This window comes from Dryocola sp. LX212, from assembly GCA_041504365.1.
Taxonomy (GTDB): domain Bacteria; phylum Pseudomonadota; class Gammaproteobacteria; order Enterobacterales; family Enterobacteriaceae; genus Dryocola.
This window is the reverse complement of record CP167917.1, coordinates 4,536,635-4,559,065: the sequence shown is the minus strand read 5'-3', so window position 1 is coordinate 4,559,065 and position 22,431 is coordinate 4,536,635. Positions and strand designations below refer to the sequence as shown.

The 22,431-nt window shown below is 54.4% G+C and carries 24 protein-coding genes; 9 read left to right on the top strand and 15 right to left on the bottom strand.

All coding sequences use genetic code 11. From position 1 onward, the window contains the following. Positions 1 to 197 precede the first annotated feature (197 nt). On the top strand, positions 198 to 1,400 hold the full coding sequence (gene gltS, locus ACA108_21860) for a sodium/glutamate symporter (GenBank protein XEX95913.1): 1,203 nt from the start codon (positions 198 to 200) through the stop codon (positions 1,398 to 1,400). Here the strand turns inward: gltS and recG are convergent, their stop codons facing one another. From recG to gmk, 5 genes are read right to left on the bottom strand one after another with little or no spacing between them, the layout of a single operon-like run. Beyond that, positions 1,401 to 3,482, bottom strand: coding sequence for an ATP-dependent DNA helicase RecG (recG, locus tag ACA108_21855; protein XEX95912.1), 2,082 nt, complete (start codon positions 3,480 to 3,482; stop codon positions 1,401 to 1,403). A 4-nt stretch (positions 3,483 to 3,486) separates the two neighbouring features. Further along, on the bottom strand, positions 3,487 to 4,176 hold the full coding sequence (gene trmH, locus ACA108_21850) for a tRNA (guanosine(18)-2'-O)-methyltransferase TrmH (GenBank protein XEX95911.1): 690 nt from the start codon (positions 4,174 to 4,176) through the stop codon (positions 3,487 to 3,489). 2 nt (positions 4,177 to 4,178) lie between these two features. Continuing rightward, positions 4,179 to 6,290 (bottom strand): bifunctional GTP diphosphokinase/guanosine-3',5'-bis pyrophosphate 3'-pyrophosphohydrolase, encoded by a 2,112-nt coding sequence (gene spoT, locus ACA108_21845; GenBank protein ID XEX95910.1) that lies wholly within the window; start codon positions 6,288 to 6,290, stop codon positions 4,179 to 4,181. Positions 6,291 to 6,309: 19 nt separating this feature from the next. Beyond that, on the bottom strand, positions 6,310 to 6,585 hold the full coding sequence (rpoZ, locus tag ACA108_21840; protein XEX95909.1) for a DNA-directed RNA polymerase subunit omega: 276 nt from the start codon (positions 6,583 to 6,585) through the stop codon (positions 6,310 to 6,312). 54 nt (positions 6,586 to 6,639) lie between these two features. Then, entirely contained in the window at positions 6,640 to 7,263 is a 624-nt protein-coding gene (gene gmk, locus ACA108_21835) for a guanylate kinase (protein ID XEX95908.1), read from the bottom strand. Between the two features lie 255 nt (positions 7,264 to 7,518). Here gmk and ligB point away from each other — a divergent pair, with 255 nt between their 5' ends. After that, positions 7,519 to 9,210, top strand: coding sequence for an NAD-dependent DNA ligase LigB (gene ligB, locus ACA108_21830; GenBank protein XEX95907.1), 1,692 nt, complete (start codon positions 7,519 to 7,521; stop codon positions 9,208 to 9,210). Here ligB and ACA108_21825 read toward each other — a convergent pair. Beyond that, positions 9,204 to 9,821, bottom strand: coding sequence for a trimeric intracellular cation channel family protein (locus ACA108_21825; GenBank protein XEX95906.1), 618 nt, complete (start codon positions 9,819 to 9,821; stop codon positions 9,204 to 9,206). The genes ligB and ACA108_21825 overlap by 7 nt on opposite strands. A gap of 196 nt (positions 9,822 to 10,017) precedes the next feature. On the opposite strand from ACA108_21825, the gene ACA108_21820 reads away from it, so the two are divergent. Continuing rightward, positions 10,018 to 10,410 carry a hypothetical protein gene (locus ACA108_21820; GenBank protein ID XEX98184.1) on the top strand — a complete coding sequence of 131 codons (393 nt, stop codon included), beginning with the start codon at positions 10,018 to 10,020 and terminating at the stop codon, positions 10,408 to 10,410. Positions 10,411 to 10,456: 46 nt separating this feature from the next. Here ACA108_21820 and ACA108_21815 read toward each other — a convergent pair whose 3' ends face one another. Then, positions 10,457 to 11,320: a YicC/YloC family endoribonuclease gene (locus tag ACA108_21815; protein XEX95905.1), complete on the bottom strand. Its 864-nt coding sequence runs from the start codon at positions 11,318 to 11,320 to the stop codon at positions 10,457 to 10,459. A 123-nt stretch (positions 11,321 to 11,443) separates the two neighbouring features. On the opposite strand from ACA108_21815, the gene rph reads away from it, so the two are divergent. Together rph and pyrE are read left to right on the top strand one after the other, a co-directional pair. After that, positions 11,444 to 12,160, top strand: a complete 717-nt coding sequence (gene rph / locus ACA108_21810) for a ribonuclease PH (GenBank protein XEX95904.1) — start codon at positions 11,444 to 11,446, stop codon at positions 12,158 to 12,160. Positions 12,161 to 12,219: 59 nt separating this feature from the next. Further along, entirely contained in the window at positions 12,220 to 12,861 is a 642-nt protein-coding gene (gene pyrE, locus ACA108_21805) for an orotate phosphoribosyltransferase (GenBank protein ID XEX95903.1), read from the top strand. Positions 12,862 to 12,897: 36 nt separating this feature from the next. Here the strand turns inward: pyrE and slmA are convergent, their stop codons facing one another. From slmA to coaBC, 3 genes are all read right to left on the bottom strand, one after another. Further along, positions 12,898 to 13,494, bottom strand: a complete 597-nt coding sequence (gene slmA, locus ACA108_21800) for a nucleoid occlusion factor SlmA (GenBank protein ID XEX95902.1) — start codon at positions 13,492 to 13,494, stop codon at positions 12,898 to 12,900. A 122-nt stretch (positions 13,495 to 13,616) separates the two neighbouring features. Then, positions 13,617 to 14,075, bottom strand: coding sequence for a dUTP diphosphatase (dut, locus tag ACA108_21795; GenBank protein XEX95901.1), 459 nt, complete (start codon positions 14,073 to 14,075; stop codon positions 13,617 to 13,619). After that, positions 14,053 to 15,264, bottom strand: coding sequence for a bifunctional phosphopantothenoylcysteine decarboxylase/phosphopantothenate--cysteine ligase CoaBC (gene coaBC / locus ACA108_21790; protein ID XEX98183.1), 1,212 nt, complete (start codon positions 15,262 to 15,264; stop codon positions 14,053 to 14,055). The genes dut and coaBC overlap by 23 nt, the downstream gene beginning before the upstream one ends. A gap of 172 nt (positions 15,265 to 15,436) precedes the next feature. On the opposite strand from coaBC, the gene radC reads away from it, so the two are divergent. The 4 genes from radC (at position 15,437) to mutM (ending at position 17,617) form a co-directional block, all read left to right on the top strand. Continuing rightward, the gene (gene radC, locus ACA108_21785) at positions 15,437 to 16,105 is read left to right on the top strand and encodes a DNA repair protein RadC (protein XEX98182.1); all 669 of its coding nucleotides are present in this window, start codon (positions 15,437 to 15,439) and stop codon (positions 16,103 to 16,105) included. Between the two features lie 215 nt (positions 16,106 to 16,320). Beyond that, positions 16,321 to 16,557, top strand: coding sequence for a 50S ribosomal protein L28 (rpmB, locus tag ACA108_21780; GenBank protein ID XEX95900.1), 237 nt, complete (start codon positions 16,321 to 16,323; stop codon positions 16,555 to 16,557). Between the two features lie 13 nt (positions 16,558 to 16,570). Then, positions 16,571 to 16,738: a 50S ribosomal protein L33 gene (gene rpmG, locus ACA108_21775; GenBank protein ID XEX95899.1), complete on the top strand. Its 168-nt coding sequence runs from the start codon at positions 16,571 to 16,573 to the stop codon at positions 16,736 to 16,738. A gap of 69 nt (positions 16,739 to 16,807) precedes the next feature. Continuing rightward, entirely contained in the window at positions 16,808 to 17,617 is an 810-nt protein-coding gene (gene mutM / locus ACA108_21770) for a bifunctional DNA-formamidopyrimidine glycosylase/DNA-(apurinic or apyrimidinic site) lyase (protein XEX95898.1), read from the top strand. On the opposite strand, the gene coaD is transcribed toward mutM, so the two are convergent. The 5 genes from coaD to ACA108_21745 all read right to left on the bottom strand — a co-directional run bounded on the left by coaD (position 17,614) and on the right by ACA108_21745 (position 22,430). After that, a complete protein-coding gene (gene coaD / locus ACA108_21765; protein XEX95897.1) occupies positions 17,614 to 18,096 on the bottom strand; it encodes a pantetheine-phosphate adenylyltransferase in 483 nt (160 codons plus the stop codon). The two genes, mutM and coaD, sit on opposite strands and share 4 nt — an antisense overlap. After that, positions 18,093 to 18,869: a glycosyltransferase family 2 protein gene (locus tag ACA108_21760; protein ID XEX95896.1), complete on the bottom strand. Its 777-nt coding sequence runs from the start codon at positions 18,867 to 18,869 to the stop codon at positions 18,093 to 18,095. Before ACA108_21760 ends, coaD begins: the two co-directional genes overlap by 4 nt. Beyond that, positions 18,869 to 20,143 (bottom strand): lipid IV(A) 3-deoxy-D-manno-octulosonic acid transferase, encoded by a 1,275-nt coding sequence (waaA, locus tag ACA108_21755; protein ID XEX95895.1) that lies wholly within the window; start codon positions 20,141 to 20,143, stop codon positions 18,869 to 18,871. The genes ACA108_21760 and waaA overlap by 1 nt, the downstream gene beginning before the upstream one ends. A gap of 164 nt (positions 20,144 to 20,307) precedes the next feature. Next, positions 20,308 to 21,309 (bottom strand): glycosyltransferase, encoded by a 1,002-nt coding sequence (locus tag ACA108_21750; GenBank protein ID XEX95894.1) that lies wholly within the window; start codon positions 21,307 to 21,309, stop codon positions 20,308 to 20,310. Between the two features lie 20 nt (positions 21,310 to 21,329). Continuing rightward, positions 21,330 to 22,430, bottom strand: coding sequence for a glycosyltransferase (locus ACA108_21745; protein ID XEX95893.1), 1,101 nt, complete (start codon positions 22,428 to 22,430; stop codon positions 21,330 to 21,332). Position 22,431 lies beyond the last annotated feature (1 nt).

Genomic DNA, 22,431 nt, shown 5'->3' with positions numbered 1-22,431 from the left:
GATTTTAGCGGACTGAAGTGTAAAAGCAAACGATTGCATAGTGATGGTCTTAATATTTAAAACTCATATAACGACGTTTTTATATAACGAATGACTGTTTTTTGGGTAAAATCCAGCTGCTGATTTTTCCAGACCCTGCGTATAAGTGAAGGAATGACTAAGCGCTGATCTATAAACGCGCAAAAAGGAGTACTCTTATGATTCATCTCGACACCCTCTCGACCCTGGTTGCGGCAACGCTTGTGCTGCTGCTGGGCAGGAAAATGGTCCACTCCGTACCGCTTCTTAAAAAGTATACGATCCCCGAGCCGGTAGCAGGTGGACTATTGGTTGCCTTCGCCCTGCTGGTGCTGAAAAAAAGTATGGATTGGGAAATCGATTTTGATATGACCCTGAAAGATCCGCTGATGCTCGCCTTCTTCGCCACCATTGGCCTGAATGCCAATCTCGCCAGTCTGCGTGCCGGCGGTAAAATCGTCGGCATCTTCCTGATCGTGGTGGTTGGCCTACTGGTGATGCAGAATGCCATCGGCATTGGTATGGCGAGCCTGTTAGGGCTGGATCCATTAATGGGTTTACTGGCGGGTTCGATTACTCTTTCGGGCGGTCACGGTACCGGTGCGGCATGGAGCAAGCTCTTCACCGAGCGCTACGGCTTCCAGAACGCAACTGAAGTCGCCTTGGCGTGCGCCACCTTCGGGCTGGTACTCGGCGGGCTGATTGGTGGGCCGGTTGCGCGCTATTTGGTTAAACACTCCTCCAATCCGGAAGGGACACCGGAAGACAGCGAAATCCCAACGGCGTTTGAAAAGCCAGAGGTAGGGCGTGTGATCACTTCACTGGTGCTGGTGGAAACCATCGCCATGATCGCCATCTGTTTGACTGTAGGAAAGCTGGCTGCACAGGCGATTCAGGGCACTGCGTTTGAACTGCCAACCTTCGTCTGCGTGCTGTTTGTTGGGGTAATCCTCAGCAATACCATGTCACTGCTGGGTTTCTACCGCGTATTTGAGCGGGCGGTGTCGGTGCTGGGCAACCTCTGCCTGTCGCTGTTCCTGGCGATGGCGCTGATGAGCCTTAAGCTGTGGGAACTGGCTTCCCTTGCGCTGCCGATGCTGGCCATTTTAACCGTGCAGGCCGTCTTTATGGCGCTGTATGCCATCTTCGTGACCTATCGTCTGATGGGGAAAAATTACGATGCAGCGGTACTGGCGGCTGGCCACTGTGGATTCGGGCTTGGGGCTACACCGACGGCCATTGCCAATATGCAGGCGATTACAGAGCGCTTCGGGCCTTCGCATATGGCCTTCCTGGTCGTGCCGATGGTAGGGGCGTTCTTTATCGACATTGTTAACGCGCTGGTAATTAAGCTCTACCTGCTTCTGCCGCTGTTTGGCTAATCAGGCGTTTGAATAGCGTTCCGTTTCGGGCATCCAGCGTTCAATTAATGCGGCTGCCTGATGCGGATAGCGCTCATGGATATGGCGGGCAAGCCGCTGCACTTCCGGGATCATCGCCTGATCGCGCAGTAAATCAGCCACTTTAAACTCGGCGCTCCCCGTCTGGCGAGTGCCGAGCAGCTCACCTGGCCCACGAATCTCCAGATCTTTTTGCGCTATCACAAAGCCATCGTTGCTGTCCCGCAGCACCTGCAGGCGTAACTGCGCCGTTTTGGACAATGGTGATTTATAAAGCAGCACGCAGTGTGATGCCACGGCGCCTCGCCCTACGCGGCCACGCAGCTGGTGGAGTTGCGCAAGGCCCAGACGCTCGGGGTTTTCAATAATCATCAGGCTGGCGTTTGGCACATCCACACCGACTTCAATGACCGTTGTGGCGATAAGCAGATGAATGCTGCCCTCTTTAAACGCCTTCATCACCGCCTGCTTTTCCACCGGCTTCATGCGCCCGTGAACCAGCCCTACGTTAAGATCGGGCAGAGCAGCTTTCAGCTCTTCCCAGGTGACTTCCGCCGCCTGGGCTTCCAGAAGTTCCGATTCCTCGATTAACGTACAAACCCAGTAGACCTGGCGCTTTTCTGTTGTGCAGGCGCCGCGCACGCGTTCGATAATCTCACTGCGACGCGTATCCGCGATGGCGACGGTGGTGACCGGCGTACGGCCCGGAGGCAGTTCGTCTATTACTGAAGTATCCAGATCGGCATAGGCAGTCATCGCCAGCGTGCGTGGGATTGGCGTGGCGGTCATGATCAGCTGATGCGGGTGGAAGCCCTGGACCTGACCTTTCTCCCACAGGGCGAGCCGCTGGTGGACGCCAAAGCGGTGCTGCTCATCGATGATCACCAGTGCCAGCCCGGCAAACTGCACCTGCTCCTGGAAAATAGCGTGGGTGCCGACAACCATCGATACCTGACCGCTGGCAATGGCCTCCTGCTGGGCGATACGCGCTTTGCCTTTTTGCTTCCCGGCAAGCCAGCCAACCTCAATGCCCAGCGGCTCAAACCACTGGCGGAAATTATTGGCGTGCTGTTCGGCGAGTAGCTCCGTCGGGGCCATCAGGCCAACCTGTTTGCCGTGGGCAATAGCACGAAGCGCGGTGAGCGCGGCAACCAGCGTTTTACCCGAACCAACGTCGCCCTGCACCAGGCGCATCATCGGTACGTCTAATGCCATATCCCGTTCGATTTCGCCAACCACTCTTTCCTGCGCTCCGGTAGGCTTAAACGGTAGCGCGGCCAGCAGGCGGTTTTTCAGCTCATCGTGGTTTACCAACGGCAGTGCATGATAGCGCTGGGCACCGGCACGCAGTGCCAGCATGCTCAGGTTATGGGCGAGCAGCTCTTCAAGGATTAAACGCTGCTGGGCCGGATGTTTGCCGGTTTCCAGATCGCTAAGCTTCATGTCCGGCGGCGGGCGGTGCAGCGTGCGCAGCGCCTGGGGCAGGCTCATCATCCCCTGGCTTAGCTCCGGCGGCAGCAGCTCCGTAATGGCGCAGGTATCAAGCAGCTCCAGCGCCTGGTCCGTCAGTTTGCGCAGCGTGGCCTGGCGGATGCCTTCGGTTGTGGGATAAACGGGCGTCAGCGTCTCCTGCAGCTCAGGCGTGCTGAGATCGCCCTGAATGCGGTATTCGGGGTGAATCATCTCTGCGCCGTGCGTCCCGCGCTTTGCCTCGCCGTACGCAAGCACACGCTTCCCTGCCGAAAGGCTGTTTTTCATTGCCGCATTGAAATTAAAGAAGCGCATCGTCAGGATGCCGGTGCCGTCGCTGATTTGGCAGGTCATCATACGGCGGCGACCAAAGCTAATGTTTGAGTTCAGCACTTCGCCTTCTACCGTGGCGTGAACGCCAGGCACAAGGTCATTGATAGGGTAGAGATGCGTGCGGTCTTCGTAGCGCAGCGGGAGATGCAACAGGAGATCCTGAATGGTGTGCAGGCCAATTTTGGCCAGCTTGCCGCTCTGACTGGCGCCGACCCCGGCAAGCGTGCTTAACGGTATGGCATCCAGCAAACGGCCTTTCATGGGATCACTCCGCGGATTGCATTGTGGCCCACCATGCGGCATCAGCTTCGATCTCACCTTGCTGATTGACATGGGGGTAGGGCAGACCTTTACGACGAGAGACGCGTGCCAGCACAGGGTAACCGCCCTCAAACAGCAGGCGCTGCTGTTCAGGTTCCGGCAGAGTGCTGTTTTCGCGCTGGTACATGCCAGCGTTCTGACGCTGGCGCTGCGCTTCGTAGAGAATAAGCGCGGAGGCCACGGAGACGTTAAGCGACTGCACCATGCCGATCATCGGAATAATGATATCCTGGTCAGCCAGTGCTAAGGCTTCAGCCGTAATGCCAGTTTTCTCCTGGCCCATCAGGATGCAGGTCGGGCGCGTGTAATCTATCTCGCGGAAGTCGACGGCCTTATCGGACAGGTTGGTGGCGAGGATCTGCATGCCGCAGCTTTTGAGCTGAGCGACCGCATCGCCAATCGTACGGTGGGTTTTCACTTCGACCCAGGCGTTGCTGCCCGCCGCAGAAGAGGCCATGGTCCGCATGCGGTTCCCCGGCCAGACGGCGTGGACTTCATGCACGCCCACCGCGTCCGCCGTACGGATAATCGCCGAGACGTTATGGGGCTTATGAACCTGCTCCATGCAGACGGTCAGGTCAGGCTGGCGCCTGGCGAGCATTTCGCAGATACGCGCATAACGTTGAGGATTCATAGCTAGTTTCTGTTGCGGGTGACTTTAATCACGTCCGGCATCACGCGGATTTTACGCATGAGGTTTGCCAGATGGATACGATCGCGGGCGGTCAGGCGAATGAACGCGCTATAGACGCGGCCATCTTTCTCTTCGGTATTCAGGCTTTGAATATTGGAGCCCGCGTTGTTTAGCGCCGCCGTCAGGTTTGCCAGCGCACCCTGGTGGTTGAACATATCCACCTTGATTTCGGTGACGAACTCCTGCTCTGCCTCTTTATCCCACTCCACCGCCATAAACTTCTCCGGCTCTTTCTGGTAGCCACGGATGTTGCGGCAGGACTCATGGTGGATAACCAGCCCTTTGCCCGGGCTGACATGCGCGACAATCGGGTCGCCGGGAATCGGGCGGCAGCATTTCGCAAAGGTGATTAGCACGCCGTCCGCGCCTTTGATAGGCAGATGGCTGTGCGGCATTGTGCCGGGTTGCAACGCGGTTGGGGAATCACCCTGCAGGTTCTTCGCTACCACAACGCTCATGGCGTTGCCCAGGCCAATCTCCGCCAGTAAGTCATCAAGCGAGGCGAGCTTCATGCGCTCAAGCTCACGCTGGATGCTTTCCGGTGGGATCTCGGCAAGCTTGCGGCTGCCGCCTAAAGCATGATTCAGCAAACGGCGGCCCAGGCTCACCGAGTCGTCGCGCTTGAGGTTTTTTAGCATCTGGCGGATTTTGGCGCGCGCTTTAGAGCTGACGACAAAGTTAAGCCAGGCCGCGTTCGGACGTGCGCCCGGTGCGGTAATAATTTCGATAGTCTGACCACTGGTCAGCGGCTGGGACAGCGGATAGGGCTGGCGGTCTACGCGGGCACCCACGCAGGCGTGGCCGATATCGGTATGCACCGCGTAGGCGAAGTCGACCGGGGTTGCGCCCGCCGGCAGTTCGACAATGCGTCCTTCCGGGGTGAAAACGTAAATCTCATCCGGGAAAAGATCGGATTTAACGCTCTCGATAAATTCAAATGAGCTACCGGCGCTCTGCTGGAGTTCCAGCAGGCTTTGCATCCAGCGCTGGGCACGGATTTGCGCAGTAGTGCTGCTCTCACCCTGCTCTTTATAAGCCCAGTGTGCCGCAACTCCCATCTCTGCCATCTGGTCCATATCTTCGGTACGGATCTGCACTTCAACCGGCACGCCGTGCGGGCCAATCATGGAGGTGTGTAACGACTGATAGCCGTTCGCCTTTGGAATGGCGATATAGTCTTTCACCCGGCCAGGACGCGGCTTATAGAGGCTGTGCATCTGGCCAAGGACGCGGTAGCAGGTGTCCATGTCATGAACGATAACGCGGAAGGCGTAGATGTCCATGATCGAGTGGAAACGCTGCTCTTTAAGCGTCATTTTGCAGTAGATGGAGTAGAGGTGTTTTTCCCGACCGCTGACGCGGCAAGGGATGCCGGCTTCCTGCAAACGCCCATCGATTTCCGAGAGGATTTTCTGAATCATCTCTTTACGGTTGCCGCGCGCCGCTTTGACCACTTCTTTAATAACGCGGTAACGGTTCGGGTAGAGCGCTTCAAAGCCCAGTTCTTCCAGCTCGGTTTTCAGGTGATGAATACCAAGACGGTGAGCCAGCGGGCTGTAGATTTCGAGGGTTTCGCGGGCGATGCGGCGGCGCTTGTCCGGACGCAAAGAGCCCAAGGTGCGCATATTGTGCGTGCGATCAGCGAGTTTGATCAGAATGACGCGGATATCCTGCACCATCGCCATGATCATTTTGCGGAAGTTTTCGGCCTGCGCCTCTTTCTTATCGCGGAATTTCAGTTTGTCGAGCTTAGAAACCCCTTCCACCAGTTCGGCAACGCTTTTGCCAAACAGCTGTTCCATATCCTGATAGGTGGCGGGGGTGTCTTCGATCACATCATGCAGCAGGGCCGCCATCAGCGTTTCATAGTCGAGTTTCATCTCGGCCAGAATGCAGGCAACCGCTACGGGATGGGTGATATAGGGTTCACCGCTTGAACGTGCTTGTCCCTCGTGAGCATCACGTGCGACAAGATAAGCTTGCCGAAGGCGCTTAATCTGCTCCTCGGGCAAGTATTGTTGAATCAGCTGATTCAGGCTTTCAAACAGATACAAGGGCTACCCGCAGGGCTAGTTAACGACGACCTTCAGCAATAGCGGTAACGGCCTGCAGTTCTGCGGCTTCCTGCTCTTGCTGCTCCTGACGATCACGCACATCGAGAATCTGGTTGGTGATCAACCCTTCTTCGATTTCGCGCAGTGCGATAACGGTCGTTTTATCGTTTTCTTCAGGTACCAGTGGATCTTTACCACCCGTCTGCATCTGACGAGCGCGACGTGCGGCGACCAGTACCAGGTCAAAACGGTTACCAATTTTCTCTACTGCGTCCTGAACGGTTACGCGTGCCATATTTTAAAGCTCCAACAGATGAAGAAATGACTGGGCATGATACTGAAACTGGGCTCAGTCTGCCAATAGTTTGCTGATTAAAGCGTCATGTCGTGCTTTTTGGCGGCCCATTCGCAGACGCTCGGCACGGATAATAATCTTTAAATCTGACAGCGCGGTGTCGAAATCATCGTTGACGATAAGATAATCATATTCAGCGTAGTGGCTCATTTCGGCAACGGCCTGTTCCATACGCTTTGCGATGACCTCTTCGCTGTCCTGCCCGCGGCCACGCAGGCGGCGGTCTAACTCATCTTTCGACGGCGGCAATACAAAGATGCTACGCGCCTGCGGCATTTTCTGGCGAATTTGCTGCGCGCCCTGCCAGTCGATATCCAGAAACACATCAACACCCGTTGCCAGAACCTGCTCAATAGCATGGCGCGAAGTGCCGTAATAATTACCGAATACTTCCGCGTGTTCGAGGAAGGCATCTTCGGCAATCATCTGCCTGAACTCTTCCTTGCTAACGAAGAAATAGTGTTCACCATGGTTCTCACCAGGGCGTACGCCACGAGTGGTATGGGAAATGGAAACCTGCGTGTCATACAGCGGTTGCGTTTTTAACAAAGCCTGAATGAGGCTGGATTTCCCCGCGCCACTTGGAGCGGAAACTATATAAAGCGTGCCTTGAGCCATGAGTTCTAACTTATTCGGTAAGGATAAAAGAAGAGCATTTACCGGCCTATTATACACGGCGACGCCGCAGCAAGGAGAATTTGTCATGCTCCCCGGGCGGTTTGGCAGAAAAATGCGCAGTATTTTCCAGTTTTTTTGTTCAGTTTATGCAACGCGAACACTTTCTCTGAAAACGCTCCGCATTGTTTATACCTCGCTCTCGCTGTGAAAATAACAACGCGCTATATCTCTCTTCGTCTTGATACGGAGGTCGCTATGGTGTGGTTAAAAGCTCTGCTCTTAATAACTTGTTTCAGCTCGGGCGGTGTATGGGCTTCATGCCCGGCCTGGTCACCGGGTCAGGCCAGTCAGGAAATGGAGAGATTAAAAACCCAGCTGACCCAGTGGGATACCGCCTACTACCGTGATGGTTCCAGCACGACGAGCGATGCTGTCTACGATCAGTTGCGGGCCAGGCTCAACGGCTGGCAGCATTGTTATCAGCCAGGCGCGGCGCAAGCGCTCCCCGAACTCACCACATACGGAAAAGCCCGGCATCCTGTTGCGCATACCGGCGTGAAAAAGCTTTCTGACAGCGCAGCGGTGGCTAAATGGATCGGGAATAAGGCAGATTTGTGGGTACAGCCGAAGGTGGATGGCGTAGCTATCACCCTTGTTTATCAACACGGAAAGCTCATCAGGATGCTCAGCCGTGGGGATGGCGTGAAAGGAGAGGACTGGACAGCGAAAGCCGAAAAAATCAATGCGATACCCCTAAAAGTCACCGGGCCGCTGGCAAATAGCATTTTGCAGGGCGAGTTGTTCTGGAAGCGCGCTGGGCATATGCAAAAAGTTATGGGCGGTCTCAACGCCAGGGGGAAAGTCGCGGGCGCTATGATGCGTAATGCCGCGCCGGGTTTCCTGAATCAGTTCGACGTGTTTGTCTGGGCATGGCCGGACGGCCCGGCCGATTTTGGGATGAAGCTTGATGCATTAGCCGAAGCCGGTTTTGTGCTCGCCAAAACCTGGTCAAAACCTGTTTCTACGCTTGAGGAGATATCAGCCTTACGAAAACGCTGGTATAGCTCGCCGCTGCCGTTTGTGACCGACGGTATCGTTATCCATCAGGGAAAAGAACCTGGCGGTAAATTCTGGCAGCCCGGTCAGTCAACCTGGCTTGCGGCATGGAAGTATCCGCCCGCACAGCAGCTCGCCGATGTGAAGGGTATAAGCTTCGCTGTAGGCCGTACGGGCAAGATCTCAGTGGTGCTGGACCTGGAGCCGCTTCAGCTTGACGATAAACAGATTAAGCGCGTGAACGTCGGTTCGGTAAAACGCTGGCAGGCGCTGGATATCGCGCCGGGGGACCAGGTGATGATAAGCCTTGCGGGGCAGGGTATTCCCCGTATAGACGAGGTGGTCTGGCGGGTCACTCAGCGTGATAAGCCAGAGCCGCCCAATCCTCTCAGACTGACCCCACTGAGCTGTCTTTACAGCGCATCGGCGTGTCGGGAGCAGTTTCTTTCACGCCTGGTCTGGCTTAGCACACCCGCAGTATTGAATATCAGCGGCGTTAAAGCGAGCACGTGGCAGCAGCTGCATCTTGCCGTCGGCCTTGAGCATCTCTTTTCATGGCTGCAGTTAAGCGTGGACGATATCAGCCAGGTCAGCGGTATCTCACCTGCCAGGGCGGCACAAATCTGGCATCAGTTCTCCCTGGCGCGCCAGCAACCGTTTCGTCGCTGGCTGCTGGCGTTTGGATTACCCATCCCAAAAGCTGCGCTAAATGTGATGACCGATTCGCACTGGCGTGAGCTGCTGGCCCGCGATGAAGTCAGCTGGCAATTACTCCCGGGCATAGGGGCAACGCGCGCTAAAAAGCTGGTTGAATTTGTGAACTATCCAACCGTCAGCACGCTGGCAGCTTACCTGGCCCGGCAGGGGATTAAGGGTTTTGTGGATCAGTGATCGGCATGCTTGTAATGAAAGACTGGCAGGCCAAGGCGCAGGCGCAGTGCCAGCAGCCGTGCGGTAAAACCGAAGATTAATGTCGCGATTATCACAACATCCTGGCTGGAGACGTAGTGTTGCAGAACGACATACAAAACGGCGGAGGCAAAGGCGATACCGGCGTAAAGCTCTTTCTGAAAGACCAGCGGAATGCGTTTGCAGAACATGTCCCGCAGCACGCCACCGAACACCCCGGTAACGACGGCGGCAATGATGGCGATGACTGGGCCTTCGCCCATATCCAGGGCTATCTGTGCGCCAATGATGGAAAAGACCACCAGACCCAAAGCATCAAGCACCAGAAACAGGCGGCGCAGATGCGGCATTACGGGGGCAAAAATAGTCGTCAGAATGGCGGCTATAGCCACGATAACCACGTACTCGGGGTGTTTAACCCAGCCGAGCGGGTAATGTCCCAGCAGGATATCGCGCACCGAGCCGCCGCCTAACGCGGTGGCCGTAGCAATAATAATGACGCCAAAAGTGTCCATACGACGGCGGCCAGCCGCCAGCGCGCCGGTCATCGCCTCGGCGGTAATTCCAATCAGATAAAGAATATGTAGCAGCATGAACCCCTCCAGGACTATCAGCAGAGGGTACCGTTTTGTGCAGTGTGTCGCGATTGAGATTTTCTAAGCTGATATAAAATAGATTAGATTTACTTATGCAATATTATTGATTTATCCAGTATCTATGGCATTTGCTGATGACTATTTATGATTTTTGGATTAGTAATTTTATAGAAGGATGACGGAGCGTATGGATATGAATATTTGTGCGATGCGAAGGACATTAGCTAATGGGATCAACCCTGAAACAGGAGAAATGATGGCCCCTGGGTCATTGGCAAATAAACCAGAAGCGATAAGGATGCTGTTTGCGCTGGCTGATGAGCTAAGTGCAGAGCCTGAAAAACAAAAAAAAGCGAAGCTTACGCCAGAGGAGAGACAGCAGAGGAATATTGCAGAGGGAAGGCCAGCAAAATCACACTTTCCGTGGACAGAAGAGGAAAAATCCACGCTGGAGCAAGAGCACTTATCGGGGAGCAACATAGAAGAGCTGAGTATGAAATTTGAGCGTTCTTCGCGGGCTGTTGCTATACAACTGGAAAAAATGGGTCTGATAACGGCAGAGCAGCTACTGTCTTATGGCTTATAGCCGAAAAAAAGCCCGCTTGCGGCGGGCCTCATTCAGACGATGACAATTACTCGATATTCTGGATCTGCTCACGCATCTGCTCGATTAGTACTTTCAGCTCGATGGCTGAATTCGTGATATCGGCATTGATGGATTTTGACGCCAGGGTGTTCGATTCGCGGTTGAACTCCTGCATCATAAAGTCGAGGCGTCGGCCAACGGCCTCTTTCTTCTTCAGGATGTTATAGGTTTCCTTGACGTGCGCTTCCAGGCGGTCCAGCTCTTCGGCAACGTCAATGCGCTGCGCCATGAGCACCAGCTCCTGCTCAAGACGGGTGTTCTCAAGCTGAACCTGTGCCTCTTCCAGCTTGCCCACCAGGCGGTCGCGCTGCCACTTCATCACTTCCGGCATTTGCGCGCGGACTTTGGTGACTTCGGTGCTGACGCCTTCAAGACGCAGCTCGATAAGCGCCTTCAGGGCCTGACCTTCTGTTTCGCGGGCGACGATAAAGTCATCCAGCGCGCCGTCTAGCGCCGCCAGAATTTCGGCGGTGATAGCATCCAGATCCTGCTCCTGAGCGGACATCACGCCCGGCCAGCGCAGAATATCAACCGGGTTTATTTCACCTTCGTCGCTTTGCATTTTCACCCAGTTTGCTGCTTCAACGAGCTGTTTTGCCAGCTTTTCGTTCAGAAGGAGCGAGCTTTGCGCGCTGGCGTCGGGTTCAAAACGCAGATTGCATTCAATCTTGCCGCGCGTCAGGCGGGTACGAATGCGTTCGCGCGCCACGGGCTCCAGACTGCGGAACTGCTCCGGCATGCGAATATAAGTTTCGAGATAACGCTGGTTGACTGAACGTAACTCCCAAGAGGCGCTGCCCCATTCGCCTTTTACTTCACGCCGGGCATAGGCGGTCATACTGCGGATCATAATTCGTAACCGTGTTGTGCAATCGATGGGAGGATTATAGCCATGCCTGACCGGGCATGATAGGAATAAGCGCGCGAAGCCCGTATAATGCGCAGCCACATTCGTTTTAGCCGGAGAATACCCATGCGTCCATCAGGTCGTAGCGCCGAACAAGTGCGCCCAGTCACCCTGACCCGTAATTACACCAAACACGCTGAAGGTTCCGTGCTGGTCGAGTTTGGCGATACCAAAGTACTGTGCACCGCCACCGTCGAAGAAGGCGTACCGCGCTTCCTGAAAGGTCAGGGCCAGGGCTGGATCACCGCAGAATACGGTATGCTGCCGCGTTCTACTCATACCCGTAACGCCCGTGAAGCGGCGAAAGGCAAGCAGGGCGGCCGTACTCTGGAAATCCAGCGCCTGATCGCCCGTTCGCTGCGCGCGGCCGTCGACCTTAAAGTGCTTGGTGAATATACCATTACCCTGGACTGCGATGTGCTCCAGGCCGACGGGGGCACCCGCACCGCCTCCATCACTGGCGCATGCGTAGCGCTGGCAGATGCGCTGAACAAGCTGGTGGCGATCGGTAAGCTTAAGACCAACCCGATGAAGGGCATGGTTGCCGCAGTTTCTGTCGGAATTGTGAAAGGCGAAGCGGTTTGCGATCTGGAATACGTTGAAGATTCCGCGGCTGAAACCGATATGAACGTTGTGATGATGGAAGACGGTCGTATGATTGAGATCCAGGGCACCGCCGAAGGTGAGCCGTTCTCCCATGAAGAGCTGTTGGCGCTGCTGGCGCTGGCGCGAGGGGGAATTGAATCGATTGTCGCGTCGCAGAAGGCGGCGCTGGTAAACTGATTTATAAGGCGACTTAAGCAGTCGCCTTTTTTATGTCCGTACATTACAGGAGCGAATCCATGAAACCGTATCAGCGCCAGTTTATTGAGTTTGCGCTTAGCAGGCAGGTACTTAAGTTTGGCGAGTTTACGCTTAAATCCGGACGTACCAGTCCCTATTTCTTCAATGCCGGGCTGTTCAATACCGGGCGCGATCTGGCACTGCTTGGCCGCTTTTATGCCGCCGCGCTGATGGATTCCGGCATTGAGTTTGATTTGCTGTTTGGGCCTGCTTACAAAGGGATCCCTATCGCCACCACCACGGCGGTTGCGCTGGCGGAGCATCATGAACGTGATGTGCCTTACTGCTTTAACCGCAAAGAAGCCAAAGATCATGGCGAAGGTGGCAATCTGGTAGGAAGCGCATTAGAAGGCCGCGTTATGCTGGTGGATGACGTTATTACGGCAGGCACGGCAATTCGTGAGTCGATGGAAATTATCGCGGCAAACGATGCGACACTGGCCGGTGTGCTGATTTCCCTGGACCGCCAGGAGCGGGGACGCGGAGAAATATCTGCGATTCAGGAAGTGGAAAACGATTATCAGTGTCAGGTGATCTCGATCATCACGCTTAAAGATCTGATTGCCTATCTGGAAGAGAAGCCGGAGATGGCAGAAAGCCTGCAGGCCGTGAAGGAATACCGTACGCAATACGGCGTGTAGTCAGTAGTAAACAGGGCCTGTAAACAGGCCCTTTTTTCAGCGAAGCTGTGCGGCGATAAGCGGCCAGCGGGTATCAAAATCATCCGTTGGTGAGTAACGGAACTCGCTTCGCACGAAGCGAGAAAGCATGCCTTCGCAGAAAGCCAGCAGTTGGCTGGCAAGCAGCGCCTCATCGGTGCTGAAACCTTCACCATCGCGCATTTTCTTCTCACGCATGACCTGACGCAGCTGGACCTCAATGCGCTCAAACAGCTGATTGATACGCCCCTGCAGCTTATCCTGTTCAAACATCAGCGCGTGTCCTGTCAGAATGCGGGTCAGCCCCGGGTTCTTTTCCCCAAAACCCAGAATCAGCAGCACCATCAGCCGCAGACGGGCAAAAGTGTCTTTCTCGTCTTTGAGAATGAGATTGATGCGGGTGATCAGGCTGTCTTCTATAAATTCGATCAGGCTATCGAACATTTTCGTTTTGCTGGGAAAATGACGATAGAGTGCCGCTTCAGAAACGCCCACGGTGGCTGCAAGCTTTGCGGTGGTAATGCGCTGGCTTCCATCGCTGGATTCAAGCATCTGGGCCAGCGACTGAAGTATTTCTTCGCGACGATTCCGTTTCGCTGTCTGTTTTTCTGCCATGTTCTAAAATACCCCTGAAATAAAGCACTTGTCAGGCAAGCAGCCACACGGCGCCCGCAGGCATACCGCTTGCGGTCTGTTTTAACGTTATAACGCTATGTGGTTACGTTTATAAAGTGAGCTTACTGACGACCGGAGTGACCAAAACCGCCTTCACCGCGTACGCTTACATCAAAATCTTCGACCAGATTAAATTCGGCCTGCACAACCGGCACAAACACCATTTGGGCGATGCGCTCGCCTGGTTGGATCGTGAAGCTATCTTGCCCGCGATTCCAGACGGATACCATAAGCTGGCCCTGATAATCAGAATCTATCAGCCCGACCAGGTTACCCAGCACTACACCATGTTTATGGCCAAGGCCGGAGCGCGGGAGAATAACGGCAGCAAGACCAGGATCGCCGATATGAATCGCCAGACCCGTTGGCACCAGGGTGGTGGCTCCAGGCGCAAGTTCAACGGCATCGTCCAGGCAAGCACGCAGGTCGAGGCCGGCGGAGCCAGAGGTGGCATAGGTCGGCAGCGGGAATTGCTGGCCTACACGCGGGTCCAGAATCTTAACGTCGATTTTTTTCATCATAACGGGTAACGATCTCGTCTAATAAGAGATGGCCAAGGAGTGACTTACGCTCGAGCGGTAAGACTTTGTCTCCTTCCTGCCAGAAAAGGTGCAATGCGTTGTTATCACTGTTAAATCCCTGCTCTGCATGTGAAACATCGTTTGCACAAATCAGGTCGAGGTTCTTCTTGATACGCTTTTGCCGGGCGTATTCTTCCACATTAGTTGTTTCGGCGGCAAACCCAACGACGTAGGGTCTGTTGACCGAAAGTGCGGCGACCCCGGCGACAATATCCGGGTTTTTCACCATTTTTAGAGTGATTTCATCACCTTGCTTTTTGATTTTTTCATCAGCAACGCTTGCTGCCCGGTAATCTGCCACGGCCGCACAGCCGATAAAAATATGCTGGCCTGCCACATTTTGCCCAACGGCAGCTTCCATCTCGAGCGCGGAGGTCACATCAATTCGTTTTACCCACGGTGGGGTAGGTAAAGAGACCGGGCCGGAAACCAGAGTGACGCTCGCACCGCGAGCCGCAGCAGCTTCGGCAATGGCATAACCCATTTTCCCGGAGCTGTCGTTGGTAATGTAGCGTACCGGGTCAAGGCGTTCGCGTGTCGGCCCGGCGGTGATCATGACGTTAAGATGTTGCAGATCTTTGACTACGCTAAAATGCTGCAAGGCCATTTCGACGATGGTTAATGGGTCAAGCATACGGCCAGGCCCAACGTCGCCACAGGCCTGACTGCCGCTGTCTGGACCCCATATCAGCAGGCCACGAGAAGACAGGACATCAAGATTATGCTGGGTTGCTGCTGCGCGATACATCTGCTGATTCATGGCCGGAACAACCGCAATCGGGGAAGGGGTGGCAAGGCAAATCGTACTGACCAGATCGTTGGCCATACCCGTCGCCACCCGCGCGATGAGATCGGCAGTGGCTGGGGCTAACATCACTAAATCGGCCCATTTACCCAGTTCAATATGGCCCATTGCGGCTTCTGCTGCGGGGTCGAGCAGGCTGTCCGACACCGGGTAACCAGACACGGCCTGCAGGCTCAATGGCGTAATGAAGGCTTTTGCCGCCTCGGTCATCGCCACGCGTACGTCTGCTCCGCGATCGCGCAGGCGACGTACCAGTTCAGGCGTTTTATAAGCTGCGATGCCGCCGCTCACACACAGAACAATTTTTTTGCCGGAAAGCCCCATCATGATTTTCCCATTCGAAGTCTTAATCTTGCGTCTATTTTATCACACTCCTCAGAGAAGGACTTTTTGCAGTTTGCGAGGCGCGCCGCAGCGTGAGTATCTCTCTGTCGCAGGTGGCGAAAGACTGGGGCAGAATGGGCAGCGCAAGGGAGTGGAGGGTATGATGGAAGCAATGATTAGCCTTAATAACAAAAGCTTACCAAGAGAAAAGTTGCTTGAGTTCGGCGTGGGTTCTCTCACCGATGTTGAACTGCTGGCGCTCTTCTTAAGGACAGGAACAAGAGAAATGAACGTGCTGACGCTGGCGAAACTGTTGATAGACAAGTTCGGCTCGCTAAGTCGTTTGTTGTCCGCCGACTATTCACAATTTAAAGAGATTAAAGGTATCGGCAAGGCAAAATATACGCAGCTGAATGCTGTGGCTGAGCTCGCCAGACGTTATTACATCTCTCGCGGTGTAGAAGAGTTGACGCTCAAAAATCCGGATGCCGTGCGTGAGTTTATTCAAAGCCAGCTGACGACCGAAGAGCGTGAGATCTTCATGGTTATCTTTCTTGATAACCAGCATCGCATTATCAAATGCATCCCCATGTTTTCCGGAACCCTTAACCATGTTGAGGTGCATCCGAGAGAAATTGTTCGTGAAGCAATGAAATCTAATGCAGCGGCGGTCATTCTTGCGCATAATCACCCGTCGGGCAGGGCCGAACCCAGTAAAGCTGACCGGGCGATTACCGAGCGTATCGTGAGTGCCTGCCTTTTTATGGAAATTCGCGTGCTTGACCATCTGGTTATCGGTCGCGGAGAGTACGTTTCTTTTGCAGAGCGTGGGTGGATTTAGGCCGAATTGCGCGATCCTTGGGGATCTTTGTCTGTTCGGGACTTGAGCACATGCGTTATGCAGCGTATACTACGCCACCTTTGAGAATCTCGGGTTTGGCATTATGCGCCTGGCACTGTGGTTCACATTGAACCGCCAGGGACCAGGCTTGCAGCCTGACGAGGCGCCATAACCCTATACGAAGCTCGAGCTAATTTGATTTTTGGAGAATAGACATGTCCCGAGTCTGCCAAGTTACTGGCAAGCGTCCGGTGACCGGTAACAACCGTTCCCACGCAATGAACGCGACCAAACGCCGTTTCCTGCCGAACCTGCACTCTCACCGTTTCTGGGTTGAGAGCGAGAAGCGTTTTGTCACACTGCGTGTATCTGCTAAAGGTATGCGTGTAATTGATAAGAAGGGTATCGAAACGGTTCTTGCCGATCTTCGTACCCGTGGCGAGAAGTACTAAGAGGAACTAAGTCATGGCTAAAGGTGTTCGCGAGAAGATCAAGCTGGTTTCTTCTGCTGGTACTGGTCACTTCTATACCACCACGAAGAACAAGCGTACTAAGCCGGAAAAACTGGAACTGAAAAAGTTCGATCCAGTTGTCCGTCAACACGTACTGTACAAAGAAGCTAAAATTAAATAATTTTAGTGACTTTGATGAAAAACCTCGCTTCGGCGGGGTTTTTTTGTTTTAAGTCTGCCTGGAGGAGAAATGCCAGAGTTACCTGAAGTAGAAACCAGCCGCCGCGGCATTGAACCGCATCTGGTTGGTGAAACTATTCTGCACGCTATTGTTCGTAACGGTCGTTTGCGCTGGCCGGTTTCTGACGAAATCCATGCCCTGAGCGACAAGCCGGTGATCAGCGTGCAGCGCCGCGCCAAATACCTGCTGCTGGAACTTCCTGACGGCTGGATAATTATCCATCTGGGGATGTCGGGCAGTTTACGGATACTCAGCGAAGAAACCCCGCCTCAGAAGCATGATCACGTCGATCTGGTAATGAGCAACGGCAAAGTGCTGCGCTATACGGACCCGCGCCGCTTTGGTGCCTGGCTATGGGCTAAAGAGCTTGAGGGCAGCAACGTGCTTGCGCATCTGGGACCGGAGCCGCTTAGCGAAGAATTTAACGCCGTCTACCTGCGTGAAAAGTCCGCGAAAAAGAAGATCGCGATTAAGCCATGGCTGATGGATAACAAGCTGGTGGTGGGCGTGGGAAATATCTATGCGAGTGAATCTTTGTTCGCCGCTGGGATCCATCCCGATCGCGCAGCGAATTCGCTTTCCAGTGCGGAATACGCGCTGCTGGTAAAGGCGATCAAAGCGGTACTGATTCGATCGATTGAGCAGGGTGGCACAACGTTGAAAGACTTTTTGCAGTCGGACGGGAAGCCGGGCTACTTCGCTCAGGAGCTACAGGTTTATGGCCGCGAAGGAGAACCGTGTCGGGTGTGCGGTGCGCCGATCGTTGCCGGTAAGCATGCCCAGCGCAGCACGTTTTATTGCCGGAAGTGCCAGCATTAAGCGTTGAGCTTTTCGAGCAGGGCCTTACAAACTTTTTGCGGCAGAAAATGCTCGACGTCGCCGTGGTGGCGCGCGACTTCTTTCACTAACGAGGAGGAGACGAAAGACCACTCTTTTGACGGCATCAGAAACACGCTTTCCAGCTCCGGCATCAGGTGGCGGTTCATATGCGCAAGCTGCATTTCATATTCGAAATCTGCCGCCGTACGCAGGCCGCGCACCAGCACATTAGCCTGCTGCGCCTTTGCAAAGTTAGCCATCAGATCGCTAAATCCTACCACTTCAATGTTCGGCAGATGTGCCGTTACCTCTTCTGCCAGCGCCACTCGCTCGTCCAGAGAGAACATGGTTTTCTTATGCGGGCTGTTGGCAATGGCCAGAATGACGGTATCGAACATCAAGGCGCCGCGCGTCACGATATCCAGATGGCCGTTGGTGATCGGATCAAAAGTACCAGGGTAAATCGCTCGGGTGCTCATAGCTGCTCTTTTTCCGTGTAACCGTGGTTTAAGGCCCAGAGTTCAGTGTACTTGTTGAATGTATACTGTGCGTTAACGACTGCCAGCAGCCAGCCTTGTTTACCGTCCAGAAAGCCTGCGCGTAGCAGCAGCGTTTTGCAGAAGGCTCCAAAAGTGTGGCCGAAAACACCCGCCAGCGAGACTTTTTTGCCGCGAAGATGCCGCTCCTGCGCCCAGGCCGTCGCGTAGCTCAGCTGCTTGCGCTGGAAGCCTGAGAAGTCCCGGCAGGTTAAGTGCAGCAGGTCTCCGTTGAGTTGGATCACTTTCGCCCCTGGGGCATCAAGTGACTCATGCACAAGGTTGTCATTATAGCGATAGCTGGTGCGTGCATAGAGACGCGTTACGCGATCCGGGTACCAGCCGCTGTGTCGCATAAAGCGGCCAAGGAACAGGTTGCGGCGGGCAATGCTGTAGACGGTATCTGGCAGTGGATTAGCGAGTATTGCTTTAACCGATGCGGCCAGCTCCGAGGAAACGCGCTCATCGGTATCGATCATCAAAACGTAATCACCGGTAGCGTAGCTCTGCGCACGCTGACGCTGCTTGCCAAACCCCGGCCAGTTTTCATCAGTGAAGACCTTCACGCCGGCCTGCTGTGCAATGGCAACGGTAGCATCGGTACTGCCCGAGTCGAGCAGCACCACTTCATCCGCCCAGGCAACCGATGCCAGACAATCCGGCAGGATGTCAGCCGCATTTTTGGCAATCATCACCACGGATAAACGATTGGGCATTAGTGGCTCCGCTGGGGCAGATAGGGTTGCAGTAACTGTAGCAAACGCTGGAGTGCACCCTGATTCTGGTGCAGAACTTCCACGGCGTGACGACCATAATAAAGACGATAGTCTTCATCCGTCAGCAAGGTGGTGATTTCGCTGACCAGTGATTCAGCGTCGGTGACAGTGATTAGCCCGTCCGCCTGCTGAAGCCTGGCGCAGATATCTTTGAAGTTGAAGATGTGCGGGCCCATCAGCACCGGAATGGCGTGAGCCGCTGGCTCAAGCGGATTATGGCCGCCGCGTTCAACAAGGCTGCCGCCAACGAAGGCCAGATCGGCAATGCCGTAGAGCAGCATCAGTTCGCCCATCGAATCACCAATGACGACCTGAGTGCTGTTAGAGGGGATCTCGCCGCTGCTGCGCAGGGTGAAGCTAAAGCCACCTTTCTGCACCAGAACTTTGGCATCTTTAAAGCGTTCCGGATGGCGCGGCACCAGGATCAACAGTAAATCCGGGAACTTCGCCAGCAGCTGGCGATGTGCGTCGAGAATAATGCTTTCTTCACCGTCATGAGTGCTGGTTGCAATCCAGACCTTACGACGAGGAGCCCACTGGCGGCGCAGGGTAATCGCACGGGCGGCAAGCTCTGGTGTCACGGAGATATCAAACTTCAGGCTACCGGTGACAGTAAGCTGCGAGCGTTTAAGTCCCAGCTCCAGGAATCGCCCCGCATCTTCTTCGTTCTGTGCGGCAATCAGCGTGATACGGCTCATCAGGCGGCGCGTGAAATCACCGAGCTTCTTGTAGCCTTTTGCCGAGCGTTCGGACAGGCGAGCGTTGGCGATGACCAGCGGGATTTTTCGTTCGTGCAGTGCGGCGATCATGTTTGGCCACAGCTCTGTTTCCATGACGATCACAAGCTTAGGCCGCACGGTGTCCAGGAAACGGTTCATTGAGCCGGGTAGATCGTAAGGCAGATAGACGTGATGGACGTTTTTACCAAAGGCTGACTGAACTCGCTCGGAGCCGGTTGGCGTCATCGTAGTAACGATAATTGGGATCGTCGGATAACGATGGCGCAGGGCCCGAACCAGCGGAATAGCCGCAAGCGTTTCCCCGACGGATACGGAGTGCAGCATGATACCGTCCGGCGCTACTTTCCCACGACAAAAGCCATAACGTTCCGCCCAGCGTTTACGATACGCAGGAGCTTTGCGGCTACGGAGCAAAAGTCGCAGCCACACAAAGGGCTGAATGAGATAGAGCAGGGCGGTATACAACGATTCCAAGCGAATTTTCCGTATTTTTTTATCGGCGGGCAAATTCTAAGCATTCGCAGGGCGTAAAGCTATTGTTTTGGTGAGTTTAGACGGTCTTTAACGCGGGTTCGGGTAAGCAGACAACGAATTCAGCTGATTGCGGGCAGACCGGATGTCGCCCGCATGAGATCTGCTTAACCAGGCACACGCGTCGCTTTTTTAAGCTTAAAGTACCTTCTGCCTAATCGCCAGCGCAGACGGAAGCCGCGTGCGTTTTTCCAGATCAGCCGCCAGATGCCGTGGTCGAAGAACTCCTGAATAATCATCTTTTTTTTCTTAGGGTCTTTCATGGTATTGAAAGTGTGCAGAATACCCAGCCCTTCTTTAGCTATCTGCCACTGGCAGGCCGGAATATTTTTTACCTGTTCCGGATAGCGCTGGTTTATCTCTTCAAGCATTTCGAGGATGCGGATGTAGTGGCGCGCTGAGCGAATAAGCGTGTCGTCGGTATCCGGCTTGTGTGAAACCGAAGCCGAATGGATATAGTAATCGTAAAATTTTTCGCTGGTGTACTGGACGCGTCTGGCCGCCAGCAGCACTTCTGTGGTCCAGGGGATATCCTGATGACGCAGGCCGGGTTCGAAGGAGAAGCCGTGCTCGCGAATGAAATCGTGGCGGTACAGGTTCAGCCAGGTGACATGCAAAAATTTGCGGGAATCGAGCGCCATTTTCAGCCATACCGGGCCGCTCAGCACGCCGGTTGAGCGCAGTTTATCTTCCGGGAAGATGGAGCGAGTGGGCTTTTTGTTATTCTCGTAGACGTAGTTACCATTGCAGGTCACTACATCCAGATCGCCAGCCAGCGCCAGATCGAGCAGCCGACGGTACATGCCGGGTTTGAAATCGTCGTCAATGTCCGGGAAAGAGAGGTATTTGCCGGTCGCTACGGCTAGCCCTGTGTTGCGGGCAACGGATACACCCTGGTTTTCCTGCTCAATCACGCACATCTCTGGAAACGTCGCGCGCCAGTTTTCAATGATTGCCATCGAACCGTCGGTTGAACCGTCGTTCACCATGATGATTTCCATTTCATCAATGGCCTGGGCCTGCAGGCAGGCGAAGAATTTCTCCAGGAAGAGTTCGCCGTTATAAACGGCAACGACGACGCTAAGCAAAGGTGTCTGGGTCTGGGGCATAAAGTTACCTAAAATCGCTGTTATTTTTTTTCTGTTGCCAGGGACAAGTACTGCTGACAAATGGCGCTGATACTGTAGGACTCAATTGTGCCGGCATCAATATGCGGAGGATTTTGATAAATCTCCTTCATCTTGTCCGCCAGATCTTTATCGCTCATGCCGGAAAGACCACGGGCCAGGGGGCCGGTGAGGATCTCTTCCGGGCCGCCTGGGCAGTGCGTGCTAACGGCAGGAGTCTGACAAATTAAGGCCTCAACCAGTACGTTACCAAATCCTTCGCAATCGGAGCTCAACAGAAGCATGCGTGCGTTAGCAATCCAGGGATAAGGATTTGGTACGAAGGATTTCAGAATCACCCGCTCCGCAACTCCGGCGGCAAGAGCCATCGCTTTTATCTCAGCGATTCGCTCTTCAGAACCATTACCCATAAGCACCAGCGGTGCCTGTATACCGCTTAGCGCGTAGGCCTTTATCAAACGGTCATGGCGTTTGTGCTCGTGGAAGCGACCCACATGGATCAGATAATCCTGGCCTGCCATTTCGCACGGCTCTTTAGCGCGAAGCTGGATGCCCGCAATATCGAAAGGATTATGAATGACCGCGCTTTTGGCCAGGGAGATATCAAAGCGGCCGGTAATATCGCGCAGCACGGCCTTAGAGACGGCCACAACGTTGCTGCCCTGATACAGGTGTTTGATTTTCTGCCTTTTTATCCAGCGTGAGACGCCGTGGCGGTGCAGCAGATAAGAAAATGAGAACATACCATGAACGCAATACCAGAGCTTTTCGCGCGGTATGGTGCGGGTATGGGCGACGATGCGGTCAGTTTTGTGCAGGTGGGAGAAGATGAGATCGTAGTGCCCATTTTTCTGCGCCTGTTCGATGGCCTTATCGAGCAATGCGGCACGACGCGAAAGCTCGGTGAGCTTGCGCCAGGGTTTTTTACAGCGATCCTGAATGATTTGATAATCGACCCCCTCGGGGATCTCATAGTCGCAAACGCGCCTCAGCGAGAATACGGATACCTGATGGCCCATACCGACTAACCCTTTAGAAAGGGTCAGTACGGTTTTTTCAGCCCCGCCACCGGGGAGTCCATCAATAATCATCAGGATGCGCATT